The organism is Bradyrhizobium sp. 2S1, assembly GCF_011516625.5.
Classification (GTDB): domain Bacteria; phylum Pseudomonadota; class Alphaproteobacteria; order Rhizobiales; family Xanthobacteraceae; genus Bradyrhizobium; species Bradyrhizobium septentrionale.
The window spans coordinates 2140722-2159073 of the sequence record NZ_CP147717.1 but is presented as its reverse complement, the minus strand read 5'-3'; the positions used below and the strand labels follow the sequence as shown (position 1 = coordinate 2159073).

At 65.1% G+C, this 18352-nt stretch carries 12 protein-coding genes and 1 pseudogene; 4 read left to right on the top strand and 9 right to left on the bottom strand.

Annotated elements, in window-relative coordinates; translation table 11 throughout:
• Positions 1-39 precede the first annotated feature (39 nt).
• From HAP54_RS10240 to HAP54_RS10230, 3 genes are all read left to right on the top strand, one after another.
• Positions 40-1641 (top strand): AMP-binding protein, encoded by a 1602-nt coding sequence (locus tag HAP54_RS10240; protein WP_166299734.1) that lies wholly within the window; start codon positions 40-42, stop codon positions 1639-1641.
• A 145-nt stretch (positions 1642-1786) separates the two neighbouring features.
• Positions 1787-3403 carry an acyl-CoA carboxylase subunit beta gene (locus HAP54_RS10235; protein ID WP_166299732.1) on the top strand — a complete coding sequence of 539 codons (1617 nt, stop codon included), beginning with the start codon at positions 1787-1789 and terminating at the stop codon, positions 3401-3403.
• Positions 3400-5379, top strand: coding sequence for an acetyl/propionyl/methylcrotonyl-CoA carboxylase subunit alpha (locus tag HAP54_RS10230; protein WP_166299730.1), 1980 nt, complete (start codon positions 3400-3402; stop codon positions 5377-5379). Before HAP54_RS10235 ends, HAP54_RS10230 begins: the two co-directional genes overlap by 4 nt.
• A 144-nt stretch (positions 5380-5523) precedes the next feature.
• On the opposite strand, the gene HAP54_RS10225 is transcribed toward HAP54_RS10230, so the two are convergent.
• The 9 genes and pseudogenes from HAP54_RS10225 to HAP54_RS10185 all read right to left on the bottom strand — a co-directional run bounded on the left by HAP54_RS10225 (position 5524) and on the right by HAP54_RS10185 (position 16107).
• Positions 5524-6519, bottom strand: coding sequence for an ABC transporter ATP-binding protein (locus HAP54_RS10225; RefSeq protein ID WP_166299728.1), 996 nt, complete (start codon positions 6517-6519; stop codon positions 5524-5526).
• On the bottom strand, positions 6516-7529 hold the full coding sequence (locus HAP54_RS10220) for an ABC transporter ATP-binding protein (protein ID WP_166299726.1): 1014 nt from the start codon (positions 7527-7529) through the stop codon (positions 6516-6518). Before HAP54_RS10220 ends, HAP54_RS10225 begins: the two co-directional genes overlap by 4 nt.
• Positions 7529-8422 carry an ABC transporter permease gene (locus tag HAP54_RS10215; RefSeq protein WP_166299724.1) on the bottom strand — a complete coding sequence of 298 codons (894 nt, stop codon included), beginning with the start codon at positions 8420-8422 and terminating at the stop codon, positions 7529-7531. The genes HAP54_RS10220 and HAP54_RS10215 overlap by 1 nt, the downstream gene beginning before the upstream one ends.
• A gap of 60 nt (positions 8423-8482) precedes the next feature.
• The gene (locus tag HAP54_RS10210) at positions 8483-9430 is read right to left on the bottom strand and encodes an ABC transporter permease (protein WP_166213444.1); all 948 of its coding nucleotides are present in this window, start codon (positions 9428-9430) and stop codon (positions 8483-8485) included.
• A 95-nt stretch (positions 9431-9525) separates the two neighbouring features.
• Positions 9526-11121 (bottom strand): ABC transporter substrate-binding protein, encoded by a 1596-nt coding sequence (locus HAP54_RS10205; protein WP_166299722.1) that lies wholly within the window; start codon positions 11119-11121, stop codon positions 9526-9528.
• A gap of 454 nt (positions 11122-11575) precedes the next feature.
• Complete coding sequence (locus tag HAP54_RS10200; RefSeq protein WP_166299720.1) at positions 11576-12463, bottom strand: TauD/TfdA dioxygenase family protein; 888 nt, start codon at positions 12461-12463, stop codon at positions 11576-11578.
• A 79-nt stretch (positions 12464-12542) separates the two neighbouring features.
• Positions 12543-13241, bottom strand: coding sequence for a DUF2270 domain-containing protein (locus tag HAP54_RS10195; protein ID WP_224741307.1), 699 nt, complete (start codon positions 13239-13241; stop codon positions 12543-12545).
• A 122-nt stretch (positions 13242-13363) separates the two neighbouring features.
• Positions 13364-14913, bottom strand: a pseudogene (locus HAP54_RS10190) (AMP-binding protein).
• Positions 14914-14952: 39 nt separating this feature from the next.
• Positions 14953-16107: an iron-containing alcohol dehydrogenase gene (locus HAP54_RS10185; RefSeq protein ID WP_166299716.1), complete on the bottom strand. Its 1155-nt coding sequence runs from the start codon at positions 16105-16107 to the stop codon at positions 14953-14955.
• 1037 nt (positions 16108-17144) lie between these two features.
• Here HAP54_RS10185 and HAP54_RS10180 point away from each other — a divergent pair.
• Positions 17145-18248: an ISAs1 family transposase gene (locus HAP54_RS10180; RefSeq protein WP_166297973.1), complete on the top strand. Its 1104-nt coding sequence runs from the start codon at positions 17145-17147 to the stop codon at positions 18246-18248.
• Positions 18249-18352 lie beyond the last annotated feature (104 nt).

The window sequence follows — 18352 nt, the reverse complement described above, 5'->3', positions numbered from 1 at the left end:
TCGGACCATCCCGGAATGACGGCTGGGCGGAGGAAACACATGGACAACCTCTTAGCAACCGGCGGCGTCACGGGGCCGGGCCGCATCGGGCGGGTCGCGATCGGCGACCTGCTGAAGCGCGCGGCGCGGCGGTTTCCGGATCGCGTCGCGCTGACCGACGGCGGCAGGCAAGTCACCTTCACCGAGCTCGAGCGCGACGCCAATCGCTTTGCCAATCATCTGGTACAGCGCGGGCTGAAGCCGGGTGAGAAGATCTCGACGATCTGCAACAATTCCGTCGAGTTCGTCAAAGCGCTGTTCGGCATCCACCGCGCCGGCCTGGTCTGGGTGCCGATCAACACCATGCTCGGGCCGTCTGACATGGACTACATCCTCGGCAATGCCGAGGTGCGCTTTGCCATCATCGATGACAATCTCCATGCCCAGGCTGACCGGCGCGCCGCGCTGGAAGCGCGCGGCATGGAGATGATCGCGATCGACCTGACCGGCAATGCCGGCAGGACCGGACTGCAAAGCTTCAACGATCTCGTGGAGGGGCAATCCGACATCGAGCCCGAGATCGAGATCAACGACCGCGATCTCGCGATGATCATCTACACGTCGGGCACGACCTCGCGGCCGAAGGGCGCGATGCATTGCCACCTCGCCGTGGTCATGGCCGTGATGAGCAACTGCATCGAGATGCAGCTCTCGCGCGACGACGGGATCACCGGGCAGTTTCCGCTGTTCCACTGCGCCGGCCATGTGCTGCTGCTCAGCTACCTCTCGGTCGGCGGCCGCATGGCGCTGATGCGCGGCTTCGATCCGGTCGTCTGCATGGAGGCGATCGTTCGCGACCGGCTCACCGTATTCGTCGGCCTGTCGCTGATGTACCAGGCGATCCTCGATCACCCGCGCCGGCGCGAATACGACCTGTCGGGCTTGCGCTGCTGCATCTACACCATGGCGCCGATGGGCAAGCCGCTGCTCGAGCGCGCGATGGCGGACATGTGCCCGAACTTCGTGCTGTCCAGCGGCCAGACCGAGATGTATCCGGCAACGACGATGTCGCGGCCCGAGGTGCAGCTCGACCGCTTCGGCAATTACTGGGGCGAGTCGCTTGTTGTCAACGAGACCGCGATCATGGACGACAACGGCAACCTTCTGCCGCGCGGCGAGATCGGCGAGCTGGTGCATCGCGGGCCCAACGTGATGATGGGCTATTACAAGGACCCGAAGTCGACCGAGGAGGCCCGCAAGTTCGGCTGGCACCATACCGGTGACCTCGCCCTGATCGACGGCAATGGCGAGGTGCTGTTCCTCGACCGCAAGAAGGACATGATCAAGTCGGGCGGTGAGAACGTCGCCTCCGTCAAGATCGAGGAGACGTTGCTGGCGCACCCCGCCGTGCAGAACGCCGCCGTGGTCGGCCCGCCGCATCCGCAATGGGGCGAGGCGGTCTCCGCCTTCGTCAAGCTGAAGCCCGGCGCGGTGGCTGACGAGGCCGGTATCGAAGCGCATTGCAGAAAGCATCTCGGCGGCTTCCAGGTGCCGAAGCTGGTGCGTATCCTCGAGGAGATGCCGATGACAGCGACCGGCAAGCTGCGCAAGGTCGAGCTACGGCAGCAATACAGCGGGCATTTCGACGGAAAGAGTGCATGATGATGGCTATCCCCACCCTCGTCATTCCGGGGCGCGCGCAGCGCGAACCACAGATGCGCACTGCGCATCGGGGAATCTCGCGTAACGACCTCGAGATTCCGGGTTCGATGCGTTCGCATCGCCCCGGAATGACGGAGCAAGTTTGATGGCCATCATCGAGAACACCATCTCCACCGGCAGCGCCGGCTTCCAGGGCAATCGCAACGGCATGCTGGCGCTGATCGCCCGGATGCGCGGGCTGGAGGAGCGGACCCGCGCGGCCTCCGCCGCGGCCAAGGACCGCTTCCACAAGCGCGGCCAGCTGTTGCCGCGCGAGCGCGTCGCGCTGGTGCTCGATCCCGGCTCGCCCTTCCTCGAACTGTCGACGCTCGCCGGCTACATGTTCGACGTGGCCGACGCCGACAAGAGCGTGCCCGGCGGCGGACTGGTCGCCGGCATCGGCTTCGTCTCCGGCATCCGCTGCATGGTCAGCGCCAATGATGCCGGTATCGACGCCGGCGCGCTGCAGCCCTACGGCCTCGACAAGACGTTGCGGGTGCAGGAGCTCGCGCTGGAGAACAAGCTGCCCTATGTGCAGCTCGTCGAGAGCGCCGGCGCCAATCTGCTGCGCTATCGGGTCGAGGATTTCGTCCGCGGCGGCAACATCTTCCGCAATCTCGCGCGGCTGTCGGCGGCGGGGCTTCCTGTCGTCACCGTCACCCATGGCTCCTCGACCGCGGGCGGCGCGTACCAGACGGGCCTCTCCGACTACATCGTGATGGTGCGCGGCCGCACCCGCGCGTTCCTTGCCGGGCCGCCCTTGCTCAAGGCCGCCACCGGCGAGGTCGCGACCGAGGAGGAACTCGGCGGCGCCGAGATGCACACCTCGATCTCCGGCCTCGGCGATTATCTCGCCGAGGACGACCGTGATGCGCTCCGCATCGCGCGCGACATCATGGCCAAGCTGCCCTGGGACCGGCATGGGCAGGAACCGGCTGCGTTCAAGCCGCCGCGCTATGACACCGAGGAGCTGCTCGGCATCATGCCGATGGACCATAAGCGTCCCGTCGACATGCGCCAGGCGATCGCCCGCTTCATCGACGATTCCGATTTCACCGAATTCGGCGCCAATTACGGCCCGGCGACCGTGTGCGGCCACGCCCGGATCGAAGGGCAGGCGATCGGCATCATCACCAACAACGGCCCGCTCGATGTGCCCGGCGCCAACAAGGCGACGCACTTCATCCAGGCCTGCTGCCAGTCGCGCACGCCGATCCTCTACATGAACAACACCACCGGCTACATGGTGGGCAAGGCCTATGAAGAGGCCGGCATGATCAAGCACGGCTCCAAGATGATCCAGGCGGTGACGTCGGCGACGGTGCCGCAGATCACGCTGTATTGCGGCGCCTCGTTCGGCGCCGGCAATTACGGCATGTGCGGCCGCGGCTTCCATCCGCGCTTCTGCTTCTCCTGGCCCAACGCCAAGACCGCCGTGATGGGCGGCGAGCAGGCCGCCGAAACCATGGCGATCGTGACCGAAGCCGCTGCCATCAGGCGCGGCAAGCCGATCGAGAAGGAGAAGCTGGAGGCGATGAAGGCGCAGATCACCGGCGTGTTCGACGGCCAGATGGACGTGTTTTCGACCAGCGCCCGCGTGCTCGATGACGGCGTGATCGATCCGCGCGACACCCGCAGCGTGCTCGCTGAGGTGCTGGCGATCTGCCGCGAGGCGGAGGTGCGCACGCCGCAGCGCATGCAGTTCTCGGTGGCGCGGCCATGAGCGGGGCAATCGTGAAGCGGACGCCGTTCTTCAAGATCCTGATCGCCAACCGCGGCGAGATCGCGCTGCGCATTATGCGATCAGCGCGGCGGCTCGGCTATGGCGTGGTCGCGGTCTATTCGGATGCCGATCGCGACGCGCTGCATGTGCGCGAAGCCGACCAAGCGGTACGGATCGGCGAGGCGCTGCCGGCGCAATCCTATCTGAAGAGCGACGCGATCATCGCAGCAGCGAAAGCGAGCGGCGCGGGCGCGGTGCATCCCGGCTACGGCTTCCTCGCCGAGAACGAGGATTTCGCGCAAGCCTGCCGCGATGCCGAGCTGCTGTTCATCGGCCCGTCGCCGGAAGCGATCCGTGCGATGGGAAACAAGGCCGGCGCCAAGGAGATCATGCAAAAGGCCGGCGTGCCCTGCGTGCCCGGCTATCAGGGCGCCGACCAGGGCGATGCCGTGATGCTGGCGGAGGCCAAGGCGATTGGTTTTCCCGTGATGATCAAGGCGGTCGCCGGTGGCGGCGGCCGCGGCATGCGGCTGGTCTCGGATGCCTCGGCATTTCCGGACGCGCTGCGCAGCGCGCGGTCGGAGGCGCAGGGCGCGTTCGGCGATCCCACCGTGATCCTCGAGCGCGCCATCGTCGATCCCCGCCACATCGAGATCCAGGTGTTCGGCGACCGCTATGGCAACGCCATCCATCTCGGCGAGCGCGATTGCTCGGTGCAGCGGCGGCACCAGAAGCTGATCGAGGAGGCGCCGTCGCCAGCGGTGACGCCGGAATTGCGCGCGCGGATGGGCGCGGTCGCAGTCCAAGCGGTCAAGGCGATCGGCTATGAGGGCGCCGGTACGCTGGAATTCCTGCTCGATCGCGCCGGCAATTTCTACTTCATGGAGATGAACACGCGGCTTCAGGTCGAGCATCCGGTCACCGAGGCGATCACCGGGCTCGATCTGGTCGAGCTGCAGCTCCGCGTCGCCGGCGGTGAGCCGCTTGGCCTCAAGCAGGAGGACATCTCGTTCTCGGGTCACGCCATCGAGGTGCGGCTGTGCTCGGAAGACGCCGGGCACGACTTCATGCCGCAATCCGGCACGATGGCGCGGTGGCAGATGCCCGATGGCATCCGCGTCGAGCACGCGCTGCAATCAGGCTCGGAGATTCCGCCGTTCTATGATTCGATGATCGCCAAGGTCATCAGCCATGGCGCAACCCGGGACGAGGCGCGCGGCAAGCTGATCTGCGCCCTGGAACAGGTCACGGCCTTCGGCGTCACCACCAATCAGGGTTTCCTGATCGACTGCCTGCGTCATCCGGTCTTTGCCAAGGGCGAGGCGACCACGGCCTTCATCGGCAACAACCGCGATGCGTTGCTGGCGCCGCGGCCGGATCGGAGCAGCGACCTCGCGCTCGCGGCGCTGTTGCTCTACGTCACCAATCCGCACGCACCACCTTGGCAGCGTGGCCGGTCGCTGTCGGCGACGTTCCCGCTCGGCCTGCGGATCGATCTCGGCCACGGCGCGCAGGAGATCGAGATTTTTCGCGAGCGCGACGGCAGCTACGTCGCGATCCGCAACGGTGATCGCTTCAGCTTCGAGATCGACGAGCTCGATCAGGACAGCATCCGCTTCCACCACGATGGCTTGATGGAGCAGGCCAAGTTCCTGCGCGACGGCGATCGACTCCACATCCTCCACCGTGGCGTCACGCTATCGGCCCGCGATCTCACGCTCGCCCCGCCGGAGAGTGCGTCGGCTGCCGGCGGCGATGGCAAGGTCCGCGCCGCCATGAACGGCCGGGTCGTCGCGGTGCTGGTGAAGGCCGGCGACAAGGTCGCGGCCGGCCAGCCGGTGATGACGCTGGAGGCGATGAAGATGGAGCACGTCCACACCGCCGGCGTCGCCGGCACGGTGTCGTCGATCGATGTCGCCGAGGGCGAGCAGGTGACGACAGGGAAGATCGTGGTGGAGATCGAGGCGGCCGCATAACCGTCCGTCGTCCCGGGCAAGCGGAGCGCGACCCGGGACCCATAACCACCGATGCTGATTGTTAAAGCGCGCTGGGGCCGCAGCTCGTTGCAGCAACTAGCATTTGTGGTTATGGGTCCCGGCCTGCGCCGGGACGACACTGAGTTACTGATCAATCCGCCCGGTCCCGTCATTCAGCCAGCAGGCGACCTGATGACCCGTGCCCGCCGTTTGCAGCACCGGGCGCTCCGTCTTGCAGCGATCCATCGCGTAGCGGCAGCGGGTGTGGAAGGCGCAGCCTGAGGGCGGGTTGATCGGGCTCGGCACGTCGCCGTCGATCATCGGTGCGAGCCGCTTGGCCTTGGGGTCGGCGATCGGCACCGAGGCGAGCAGCGCTTGGGTGTAGGGATGGCGCGGATTGGCGAACAACTCGTGCTTGTCCGCGATCTCGACGATGCGACCGAGATACATCACCGCGACGCGGTGGCTGATATGGGCGACGACCGCGAGGTCGTGCGCGATGAAGAGGTAGGAGAAGTTCTGCTGGCGCTGCAGGTCGATCAAGAGGTTGATCACCTGCGCCTGGATCGAGACGTCGAGCGCGGAAACCGGCTCATCGCAGACGATCAGCCGCGGCCCGAGCGACAGCGCGCGTGCGATGCAGATGCGCTGGCGCTGCCCGCCGGAGAATTGATGCGGAAAATTCTTCATCTGGTCGGGCCGCAGGCCGACCTGCTGGAACAATTCCGCGACGCGTTCCTGCTTCTTCGCGCCGGTTGCCAAACCATGCACAATCAGCGGCTCGCCGACAATGTCGCCGGCCGTCATGCGCGGGTTGAGCGAGGCGAACGGGTCCTGGAACACGATCTGCATCGAGCGGCGATATGGCCGCAGCGCACTCTTGCTGAGCAGCGCGATGTCTTCGCCATCGAGCTTGATCGCGCCGCTGGTCGGTTCGACCAGCCGCAGCACGGTGCGCGCCACCGTCGACTTGCCGCAGCCGGATTCGCCGACCAGTCCAAGCGTCTCGCCCGCGCCAAGCGAAAAGCTGACGCCGTCGACCGCATGCACGGTGCCGACCTGGCGGCGCAGCACGCCGCCGCGCACCGCGTAGTGCTTGACGAGATCGGTGACCTCGAGGAGCGGGCGCTGCTCGGTCATGACGCCTCCGCCATCTCGCCGGCGCGCCAGCATGCCGCCCAGTGCTTGCTCTTGATTTCATCGAGCGGCGGATACTCCTGACGGCAGCGGTCGATCGCGAGCTTGCAGCGCGGCGCGAAGGCGCAGCCGGGCGGCAGATTGGTCAGCGACGGCACCATGCCGGGAATTTCGGTCAGTCGCGCATCGGTCTTCGCGCCGAGCGCGATCACCGCGGGCATCGAGGCCATCAGGCCGCGCGTGTAGGGATGCAGCGGCGTCTCGAATAGCGCCTCGACGGTCGCCTCCTCGACCTTCTTGCCGGCATACATCACGATCACGCGCTGCGCGGTCTGCGCGACAACGCCGAGGTCATGGGTGATCAGGATCAGCCCGGTGCCGAGCCGCTTCTGCAGATCGACGATCAGCGCGAGAATCTGCGCCTGGATGGTGACGTCGAGCGCCGTGGTCGGCTCGTCCGCGATCAAGAGCGCCGGCCGGCACGCCAACGCCATCGCGATCATGGCGCGCTGGCGCATGCCGCCAGACAGCTGATGCGGATATTCTTGCGCGCGGCGCTCCGGCTCCGGAATGCGCACCAGCCGCAGCATGTCGACGGCCTGTTTCCAGGCCTCCTTGCTGCTCACCTTCTGATGCAGACGCACCGCCTCGATGATCTGGTCGCCGATCCGCATCACCGGATTGAGCGAGGTCATCGGCTCCTGGAAGATCATCGAGATGCGGTTGCCCCTGATGTCGCGCATCGCGGCATCGTCGAGCTTCAGGAGATCAGTGCCCTCGAGCGTGACCGAGCCGCCGACGATGCGGCCGGGCGGATCGGGGACCAGGCGCATGATCGAGAGCGCACTGACGCTCTTGCCGCAGCCGGATTCGCCGACGATCGCGAGTGTCTCGCCGCGGCCGACCGAGAACGAGACGTCGTCGACCGCGCGGAACAGGCCGGAATTGGTGAAGAACACCGTCTGCAGGTTCTTCACGTCGAGAACCGTATCGAGCGTCACAGCCTCGCTCATCAGCCGCGCTGCCTCGGATCGAGGATGTCGCGCAGCGCGTCGCCGAACAGATTGGTGCCGAACACCGCGAGGCTGATGGCAATGCCGGGGAATATCACGAGCCACGGCGCGGTGCGGACATATTCGGCGGCGGATTCCGACAGCATGCGACCCCAGGAGGGATAAGGCTCGGGAATGCCGAGGCCGAGAAACGACAGCGACGCCTCGGTCAGGATGGTCGAGCCGAGCTGCGCGGTGGCGAGCACGATCAGCGGCGCGATGGTGTTCGGCAGCACATGGCGCAGCGCGATCCGCGTCTCGCTCATGCCGATCGATTTGGCGGCCTCGACGAACGGCTGCTCGCGCAGCGCCAGCGTGTTGGCACGGATCACGCGGGCAACCGTCGGGATCAGGGGAATCGCGATCGCGAGGATCACGTTCGGCAGCGAGGGGCCGAGCGCCGCGGTCATGACAAGCGCGAGCACCAGCAGCGGCAGCGATTGCAGGATGTCGGTCACCCGCTGGAACACGAGATCGACCCAGCCGGAAAGATAGCCGGAGGTGAGACCCACGATCACGCCAAGCGTGGCGCCCAGGGTCGTGGAGCCGATGCCGACCGCGAGCGAGATCCGCGCGCCATGGACGATGCGGCTCCAGACGTCGCGGCCGAAGGAATCGGTGCCGAACCAGTGCAGCATGGAGGGGGCGGCCAACCGGTGCGCGGAATCGACGCTGAGCGGATCGTAGCGGCTGATGACATTGGCAAAGATCGCGGTCAGCACGAACAGCAGCATGATGATCAGGCCGATGGTGCCAAGCACGTGGCGCTGCGCGAGGAAGGCAACCCGCCCCCAGCCGCCGGTGGCGTTGGCCCCGGCGCGTCGCAGTTCACTTTCGAAATTGATCGTCGCCATCGGGCTCTCTATTTGAGCATGATCTTATCGGAAAACCGGTTCCCACTTTTCCGGATCATGCTAGTCCCCAAACCGGATGCGCGGGTCGATCGCCGCATAGAGCATGTCGACAATGAAATTCACGACAACCACAACCACCGCGATGAACATCACGAGGTTCTGCACGATCGGGTAGTCGCGCCAGCGCAGCGCCTCGACCAGGAAGCGGGCGATACCGGGGATGTTGAACACGGTTTCCGTCACGATCAGGCCGCCGATCAGGAACGCGGCCTCGATGCCGATCACGGTGATGACCGGCAGCACTGCGTTCTTCAGCGCATGGTGATAGTTCACGGAGGCCTCGGAGGCGCCCTTGGCGCGCGCGGTGCGGATATAGTCCTGGCGCAGGATTTCCAGCATCGAGGAGCGGGTGATGCGCATGGTCAGTGCCGCGCTGCGGAAGGCGACTGCCATCGCCGGCACGGCATAGATCGCGAGTGCCTCGGTCCAGGTTTTCGGGTTGGGGTTGAAGATCGGCATCGTGCCGAACAGCGAGACCGAGGCCATCAGGACCAGCAGGCCGAGCCAGAACGACGGCAGCGACAGGCCGCTGAGGCTGACCACGCGCAGCGCGTAGTCGAGCTTTGAACCCTGGTGCACGGCGCTGATGACGCCGAGCGGGATGCCGATTGAGGCCGAGAACAGCAGCGCCAGGCCCGCAAGCCGCGCGGTGATCGGAATCCGGGGCAGGATTTCCTCCAGCGCCGGCTTCTCCGAGACGTAGGAGTAGCCGAGGTCGCCCCGCAGCAGGCCGCCGATCCAGTGCAGGTACTGGATCACGATCGGTTGGCTCAGGCCGAGCTCGCGCTCGAGATTGGCCTTGTCGGCGGGATCGACGAAGCCCGCGGCGTCGAACAGGATGTCGACGATGTTGCCCGGAACGACCCGCAGCAGCACGAAGATGATGACCGAGATCCCGAACAGGGTCACGAGCATCAGGAACAGCCGCCGCACGATATAGGCAAACACCCTGGCTCTCTCCTTGATCTCGAATCTTCTTTTGACGCGTTTTCTTGACGCGAACCGGTATCCACTTCGCTCGAAAACGCTGCCAGTGCTTCGCGCTACTTATCCAGCCAGACGTCTTCGTAACGATAGCCGTTATAGGAGCTGTTGGACATGATCGTGACATTCTTCACGTAGGGTTGCCAGCAGGTGCCGGTGCGGGCATGGAAGATGATCGGACGCGCGACGTCTTCCTGCAGCCTCTTGTCGATCTCCCAGACCAGCTTCTTGCGCTTGTCGAGGTTGGTCTCTTCCGACTGCTGGTCGAACAGCTTCTCGATGTCCTTGTTGCAATAATTGGTGTAGTTCCGTTCCGATCCGCAGGCATAGTTCTCGTAGAAGGACTGGTCGGGCTCGTCGACGGCATTGCCGGTGAGGTTGAGGCCGAGCGAATAGTCCTTGCGCGCGATCTTCGGAAACCATTGCGCGGTGTCGACGACGTCGAGCTCGGCGTCGATATAGATGCTCTTGATCTGGTCGATCAGGATGATCGCAGGATCGCGGTAGACCGCGATGTTGCGGGTCGACACCTTGATCTGCAGGTGCTTGTCCGGGCCGTAACCCGCCTTCTGCATCAGCTTGCGGGCTTCCTCGCGGTTCTTCTCGATGTCGGGACCGTAGCCGGGGATCGATTCAAGCATGTCCTTGGGCATTGCCCACAGGCCGTCCGGCGCCGGCTCCATGGTGCCGCCGATATCGCCTTGGCCCTCGAACATGATCTGGATGAACGCCTTGCGGTCGAGCGCCAGCGCCAGCGCGCGACGGATGTCGATGTTGTCGAATGGCGGTCCGCTCGAATTGATGATGATGTTGGTGGAGACGTTGTTCGGTTCCACCACGCAGACGGCATTGGGCGCCTGCGACTTGACGTCCTTGAGCAGGGGGATCGAGACCTCGGTCGGGAACGTCATGTCGAACTTGCCCGAGACGAAACCGAGGATCGCCGTCGAGCGGTTGGTGATGATGGTGAACTCGATACCGTCGAGATAGGGCAGGCCCTTCTTGAAGTAATCGGGGTTCTTGGTGAGCTTGATCGATTCGTTGGCTTTGAACTCGACGAACTTGAACGGCCCGGTGCCGACAGGCTTGGTGCGCATGTCGCCTGGCGACACGTGGCAGGGATAGATCGGCGTATAGCCCGAGGCGAGCAGCGACAATAGCGCGGGCTGCGGCCGCTTCAGCTTGAACGACGCCTCGAGGTCACCGTTGGTGGTGACCTCGTCGACCTGGTCGTACCAGGATTTCCGCGGATTCTGCCGGAATTTTTGCTGCGACTTGCCCATCAGCATGTCGAATGTGCATTTGACGTCGGCCGCGGTGAACGGCTTGCCGTCGTGCCATTTCACGTCCTTGCGCAGCTTGAAGGTCAGCGTCTTGTTGTCGCCGCTCCAGGCCCAGCTCTCCGCAAGCTCGGGCCGGATCGTGCTGGCGCTGTTCTGGGCGATGTGCTGGTCGAAATTGACGAGATTGTTGAAGATCGGCATGAACGGCACGTTCAGCGAATAGGTCGCGCCTTCGTGGATCGAGGCACTGCCGGGACTGTCGCGGTGATAAATCCTGAAGATGCCGCCGGATTTCCGTTCGGCTGCGAGTGAAGCGCCGCTGATGGTCAGCACAGACAACACCGCGACGGCCAGCGCTTGCACGCTCCGCATGGTCCCTCCCACATTTCGGTCTCAATGGCCGATTGGCATCGACGATACCACGGTGAGGCTGCCGGGCAACCAGCGAGGCTCGCGAAGGGATTGGCAATTCGGATGACGCCAGAGCATCAAAAATATCCAGGGACCGGGAACAATGCGTGTGATTACGGGGAACTCAGGTTGTTTTGCTATGCGGCGGCGAATCTCCGTTCGAATTTGATCGCTAATGGCGAGGCGCGCAGCGTGAAGCGCCCCGCAATCAGCGACAGTTTGTCGCCGATCCAATGACGGTGCTGACCCGTCATCCTGAGGAGCGCGGAACGCGCGTCTCGAAGGATCGACGGCCCCGCTGGTGGCCGATTCATCCTTCGAGGCTCGCCCAGCGGTGCAAGTGCACCGCAAGGCTCGCACCTCCAGCGACAAAGGCGAAGCCTTTGCGCGGGGATGACGGGGAAACGTATTACGTTCACTCCGCCGCCTGCGACGAGGGTGGGCTCACGCTGGCGACGCCGTCGGCCTCGGTCGCGGAGATCGTGGTGCGGATCATCAGGCGGCCCTCATGCGCCGGCCAGGGGCGGCCGCGATGCATGGTGGCGCGGTTGTCCCACATCACGACATCGCCCTGCTTCCATTGGTGCAGGTAGCTGACGCTGGGCGCGGTCGCAGCCTCCGTCAACTGCTCGATCAGCGCCTTGCCGGCCTCGGCATCCATGCCTTCGACGCCATAGGCGTGGGAGGCGAGATACAGCGCGCCGCGGCCGTTGACGGGATTGCGCCAGACCATGCGCCAGCACACCGGCGGCAGCGCATCGGTTTCCTCGGATGTTGCGAGCCCGGTGGCCACCTTGCTGCGCGAATGTGCGTAGGAGTGCCAGGCGAACGAATTCTCCAGCCGCTTTGCCACGTCCTTGTCGAGTCGCTCGAAGGCAAGCCGCATCGAGACGAATTCGGTCTCGCCGCCATGTTCGGGGATGATGCGCGCGGACAGGATCGAGGTCAGCGCCGGCACGCGCTTGAACGAGGAGTCGGTGTGCCAGAGCTGGTTGGCCCTGGCGCGCAGCTGCTGCCGATGATCCGACGGAACCACCTGGCCGTCGGGCCCGAAGGTCGAGAGGATCACGAAATGCGAGCCGGTGCCCATCGAGCCGACCTTGGTCACCTCGGGCGGGCCGAAGCGGCGCGAGAAGGCGAGCTGGATGTCGTCATCGACCTGCTGGCCGCGGAACACCAGCACCGAATGTTCCTCGAACGCCGCGCGCACGGCCGCATAGGCGGCATCGCTGGCGGCAACATCTGACAGCGTGACGCCACGCAGTTCGGCTCCAAACCCCTGACGCAGTGGGATCACGTCCATCGGCACATCCTCCCTGACTTTTCTTGTTGATGTGAGGTTAGGGGAAAAGCCCGCCAGCGGCAACGCGAGGCGCGGCACCTCACCCCATCGCGATCAGGTTGTGCCGCTTGCGCCGGTCGATGACCTCGATGCGATGCGTGATGAAGGCGAACAGCGCCCAGCTGGAGTGGAAGGCGACGCCGGCCAGAATGACGATGGTTCCAGGAATCGGGCCGATCGAGGCACGGTCCAAGATCTCGCTCATCATGGTCAGCGGCAAGGGATGGATCGCAAGCTTGCCGTAGTATGCGATGGCCTGGATTGCGAAGATCCAGCCATAGGTCCGGCGCAGCCGCCGGCCGATCGCCCTGATATAGCTGATATGATAGCGGGGGTGGCGATAGTCGTTGGCCAGCAGCTTGGTCCAGGCCGAGCTCGGCGAGGGGCCTTCGCCGCGGATCATCGGCGCGTAGAAATCGGTTTCGAGCAGCCGGGCGCGGGCGCGCCAGACGCTGAAATAGCGATAGCGTCGCGCCTCGAACAGCAGGAACACGGTCACCAGCAGCCCGACCAGTACCATCGGCAGTGGCGAGGATTCCGCGCTGCTGTAGGTCGCCGACAGCGCGATCCCGGTCGTGACAACAGCCCAATTGGTCGAGCTGTCGAGGCGGGTGCGCCAGACCGTGCTGCGGTAGACCTCGCCGCGGTAGAGGTGGGCGAGCGCACCGATCTCGGCGGCGGTGAATTCGAGCTTTCCGGGCTGTACCGGCTCGGGCTCGCGCGGCTGGGGCGACGGCATGGCGGCCTCCGGCGAAGCTGGCTTGCGATTGCCGAGCATAGCGCGAAATCCGCGCGACGGGCGAGTCCGTTGCGCCCTCCGGTCTGCCTCGCAGCATCGCTCCGGTCCGCCGCATCGCCCGCTCAGACGATCCGCGAGGTCTTGTTGCCCCAGTAGCGGTCGCGCAGCAGGCGCTTGTAGAGCTTTCCGGTCGGCAGCCGCGGCAGCTCGGCCTCGAAATCGACCGAGCGCGGCACCTTCTGGCGCGACAGCGCGCCGGCGCAGAACGCGATCAGCTCCTCGGCGAGTTCAGGCCCCGGCGCGATGCCGTCGGCCGGCTGCACCACCGCCTTCACCTCCTCGCCGAGATCGACATTGGGCACCCCGAACACCGCGGCGTCGGCGACCTTGGGATGGGTGATCAGGAGGTTCTCGCACTCCTGCGGATAAATGTTCACGCCGCCGGAGATGATCATGAAGGTGGCGCGGTCGGTGAGATAGAGGAAGTTGTCGTCATCGACATAGCCGACGTCGCCGACCGTGCTCATGCTGCCGTCCGCCGAGCGGGCCTCGCCGGTTTTTGCCGGATCGTTGAAATACTCGAAGGGCGAGCCGGTCTTGAACCAGACGGTGCCGGGCGTGCCCTTCGGGCAAGGCTGCATGTTCTCGTCGAGAATATGCAGGTCGCCGAGCAGGACCTTGCCGACGGTACCGCGATGCGCGAGCCATTCCTGGCTGTTGCAGCGGTGAAGCCGAGACCTTCGGTCGCGCCGTAATATTCGTGGATGATCGGGCCCCACCATTTGATCATGTCGTCCTTGACCAGTGCCGGACAGGGCGCCGCGGCATGGATCGCGATCTCGAGCGACGACAGATCGTACCGGGTGCGAACCTCCTCGGGCAGCTTCAGCATGCGCGAGAACATGGTCGGCACCAGCTGGCTGTGGGTGATGCCCCATTTCTCGATCAGCTCGAGATAGCGCTCCGGATCGAAACTCTCCATGATGACGACGGTGCCGCCCATGCGGATGGTGAGATTGACCGCGGCCTGCGGCGCGGAGTGATAGAGCGGCGCCGGCGAGAGGTAGACCATGCCCTCGCGGTAGTGCCAGAGCTTGATCAGGAAATCGAACAGCGGCAGGTTTTGCCCCGGCGGCTCTTCCGGTAGCGGCCGCACGATGCCCTTGGGCCGGCCGGTGGTGCCGGACGAATACAGCATCGCGGTGCCCAGCGCCTCGTCCGCTATCGGGGTTGCCGGCAGGCCGGCGGTCGCCTGCGCGAGCCCGACGATGCGATCTCTCTCGCTGTCGCCATCGACCACGATGCAGAGCTCGACGTGCGGACACTCCTTCAGCGCCTCGCGCGCGATGTCGAGCTTCAGCTTCGAGGTGATCAGGACCCGCGACTGGCTGTTGGTCAGGATGTAGGCGAGCTCGCCCGGCGTGAGGAAGGAGTTGACGCAGGTGAAGTACAGGCCCGACCGCTCGCCGGCGCCGCAGGCCTCGAGGTAGCGGTTATTGCTCTCCATGAAGATCGAGTAGTGGTCGAGCCGTCGCAGGCCCTGCTTGCGGAACAAATGAGCGAGGCGGTTGCAGCGCGCCTCCAGCTCACGATAGGTAACGATCTCGCCGGTCCCGGCCATGATGAAGGCGGGTTGCAGCGGGCGCAGGTAAGCATGCTTGCCGGTATACATCGAACTTTATTTCCCCCTCACTCGCGACGTGATCATGCTTCAGGCGGCCATCATCAGAATCTCGCGGACCTGGGAGGGACCGTCGATCTTGCGCGGATTGCGCGGCACCCACGGCGTGCGCATTGCGCCCGCCGCGATGCGGTCGAAATGCTCGGGGCTGAGGCCGACCTCGTGGAGGCTGCGCGGCATGCCGAGGTCGCGGATGAAGCGGTCGAGCACGTCGCCGGCGTCCGCGTTCGCGTGACCCATCGCAGCCGCAACCAGCGCCTGCCGGTCGGCATTGTCGCGCTTGTTCCAGCGCATCACCGCAGGCAGCATCACGCATGACGTATAGCCGTGCGGCACGTCGAACTCGGCGCCGAGCACGTAGCCGATGCCGTGGCTCGCACCCATCGGTACGCCGGAGGCGAGCGGGCCGGTCGAGAGCCAGGTGCCGATCTGGCAATCCATTCGCGCCGAAATGTCCTTCGGGTCGGCTTTCACCCGCGGCAGGCCCTGCGCCAGCATCTCCAGTCCCTTCAGCGCCTGGGCGTCGCCGTAAGGATGCGCCTCGCGCGAGCAGATGCCCTCGACGCAATGGTCGACGGCACGGATGCCGGTCGACAGGAACAACCAGTCCGGCGTGTGCACCGAGAGTTCCGGATCGAGGATGGTCGCGCGCGGCATCACCAGCGGATGGCGCAGCATCTCCTTCTGCCGCTTGGCCTCGTTGGTGACGCCCGCGATCGAGGAGAATTCGCCGCCGGCGATCGTGGTCGGCACGCTGATCTGGCGCACGACAGGCGGCTTCATCTCGGGCGCGACGCCGCCATGGGTGCGGATCGCCTCGATGCCGTCGGATGTGGTGACGTCGTTGGCGAGGCAAAGCTGCACCGCCTTGGCACCGTCGGTGATCGAGCCGCCGCCGATCGTGACGATCAGATCGGCTTTCGCATCGCGCGCCTGTGCGGCGGCGGCGATGACCGCGGCGCGCGGCGTATGCGCCGGCATCTGGTCGAAGGTGCCGACGCAACGGGTCCCGAGCGCCTGGCGGACCTTCTCGATCTCGTCGGTCTCGCGGTTCAGCGTGCCCGACACCATCAGGAAGGCGCGCTGCGCGCCCAGCCGATCGAGCTGCTCGACGATAGCCTCAGCGGCGGGGCGCCCGAACACGACCTCGTCCATGGCGCCGAATACGACACGGCCTCGATGCACGCGCCTGTCCTCCCCTAGGATGCTCCGCCTTGCTGGCGGCGCTTTGCGGGGAGGTTAGCGGAGGAATTCGGAGTCGTCATCAGTTCCTCCGGGGCGCCCGGTCGGAGGCGCCGCATCCACGGCGTCGTCCTGGCGAAAGCCAGGACCCCTAACCACCGCATTCGGTGATGAATGGGATCGCGGCTCCAGCGTCGCGCAACAGCAGATGTTGGAGTAATGGGTCCTGGCTTTCGCCAGGACGACATCGAATATGTGGCGCCAGCTTGAGACATACATCCGCATCCTCGCGGCGCGCTGCGCCCGAGTCTTGCGTTTATTTGCCCTCTCCTCTCGCAGAGGGCGCAGGGAAAGCCGGGTGCCGATCGCACCCATGGGCCCTGTGCAACAAAAAAGCACAGGGGTAGGACCACAGGTGTAACCGGAGGCTCCGGCTTTCCCTGCGCGATGGGTTACGGCTTACTTCGCGCTCTCCCCGGCGAGACTGGGCTTGTTTGTCACCGCCTTCGCAAAGCGCTACGCGCTTTACGAGAGGACACCTGCCGCGAGGGCGTCAGGACCACACGACTTCACCGTCCGCCTCACATGCGTTCGTTGCTTGCATGATCAGCGTCCACCGCATCCCACGCCGCGTTCGTGACGACCGCGAAGCGCCCCTCGATCGGGTGAGACGGGCAGACCATACACCGAGTTGCCGTTCCGATAAACCGAAATATTTTCGCTGAAGGGGCTTGCGCCGTCGGGCAACTCAGTGGCACGCGCGCGTGAGGGACGCATCGGCGGCAGGGTTCCCTCTCCCCTTGCGGGAGAGGGTTAGGGAGAGGGGTGCCACACGACGTGCTCTCTCCGTATCTGTCACGGCGACAGCAAACGAAATTTTGCGAGGGCGGTGCGCTCATCGAACAGTTTAGCCCGGGGCCACCCCTGTCCCCAACCCTCCCCCGCAAGGGCAGGGGAATCGCATATGGGGTTTCGCTGGCTATTGCATTGTAAGGCAACACCGATTCTGAAGACGACTCCCGGATTAAGGAGGGGGTCGGATGAAGAAGTTCAAGACGGCCTTTCGGCGGTTGCCGGACCCGCGCGCGGACAATGCCAGGCACGATCTGTTGGAAGTGCTGTTCATCGCACTGGCGGCGATGCTGTGCGGGGCGGAGTCGTGCTCGGACATGGCGGACTTCGGGCAGTCGAAGGAGGAGCTGTTGCGGCTCTTTCTTCGCCTGGAGCATGGCATCCCAAGCCACGATACATTCAGTCGGGTGTTCCGCCTGCTCAAACCGCAGGCCTTTGAGTGCGCATTTCGTCGCTTCATGGCGGCCTTTGCCAAGGCCAACCGCATCAAGCTGACTGGGGTCGTGGCGGTTGACGGCAAGGCCCTGCGCGGGGCCTACGAACGCGGCGGCAAGGCCACCCCGCTGCACATGGTCAACGTCTTTGCGGTGGATGCCCGCATGGCCTTGGCTCAGCAAAAGGCATCTGGTCGCAACGAGACGGCGGGCGCTCTGGAGGTACTGGACCTTCTGTCGCTGGAAGGCTGCATCGTTACCGCCGATGCGCTGCATTGTACCCGCGCCTTTGCGGCTACGGTGCGCGAGCGCGGCGGCGACTATGTTCTGGCGATCAAGGCCAACCGCGGGCGCTTGTTCACCGCGGTGACCCAACAATTTGCGCGATCGGGCAAGCGCAGCACAGCCGAGCAGATCGACCCTTCCACCCACGATCGACGCGAAGTGCGACGTGCCACAGTCATGCGCAATACCAGTTTGGCGGACCTCTATGGCTTCCCAGGGGCCGCCGCGATAGGGCGCATCACCTCGCGCAGACGCCTGCGGAAGCAGCGCGCCGATGCGCCTGTCGTGCGTCACTATCTCCTGTCCAAATACATCGCTCCCAAGCGGCTGCTCCACGTCACTCGCAGCCATTGGGGCATCGAGAACCAACTCCATTGGGTGCTCGACGTCCATTTTGCCGAGGATAGCAACCGCTCACGCTGCGACCATGCGCCCGAGAACCTTGCCATTCTGCGCAGGCTCGCCCTCAACATCCTGCGAACTCACCCGGATCCAGCCTCCCTGCGGCGCAAAATTAAGCGCGCCGGCTGGGACAATGCCTTCCTCATGGCAGCCCTCAGCCATATGCGATAGCCCTGCCCGCAAGGGGGGAGGGAGCCTTGCCAGTGTGCTCACCTTACGTCATCCCGGGGCTCGCGAAGCGAGAGCCCGGAATGACGATGAGAGCGTCGAGTTGG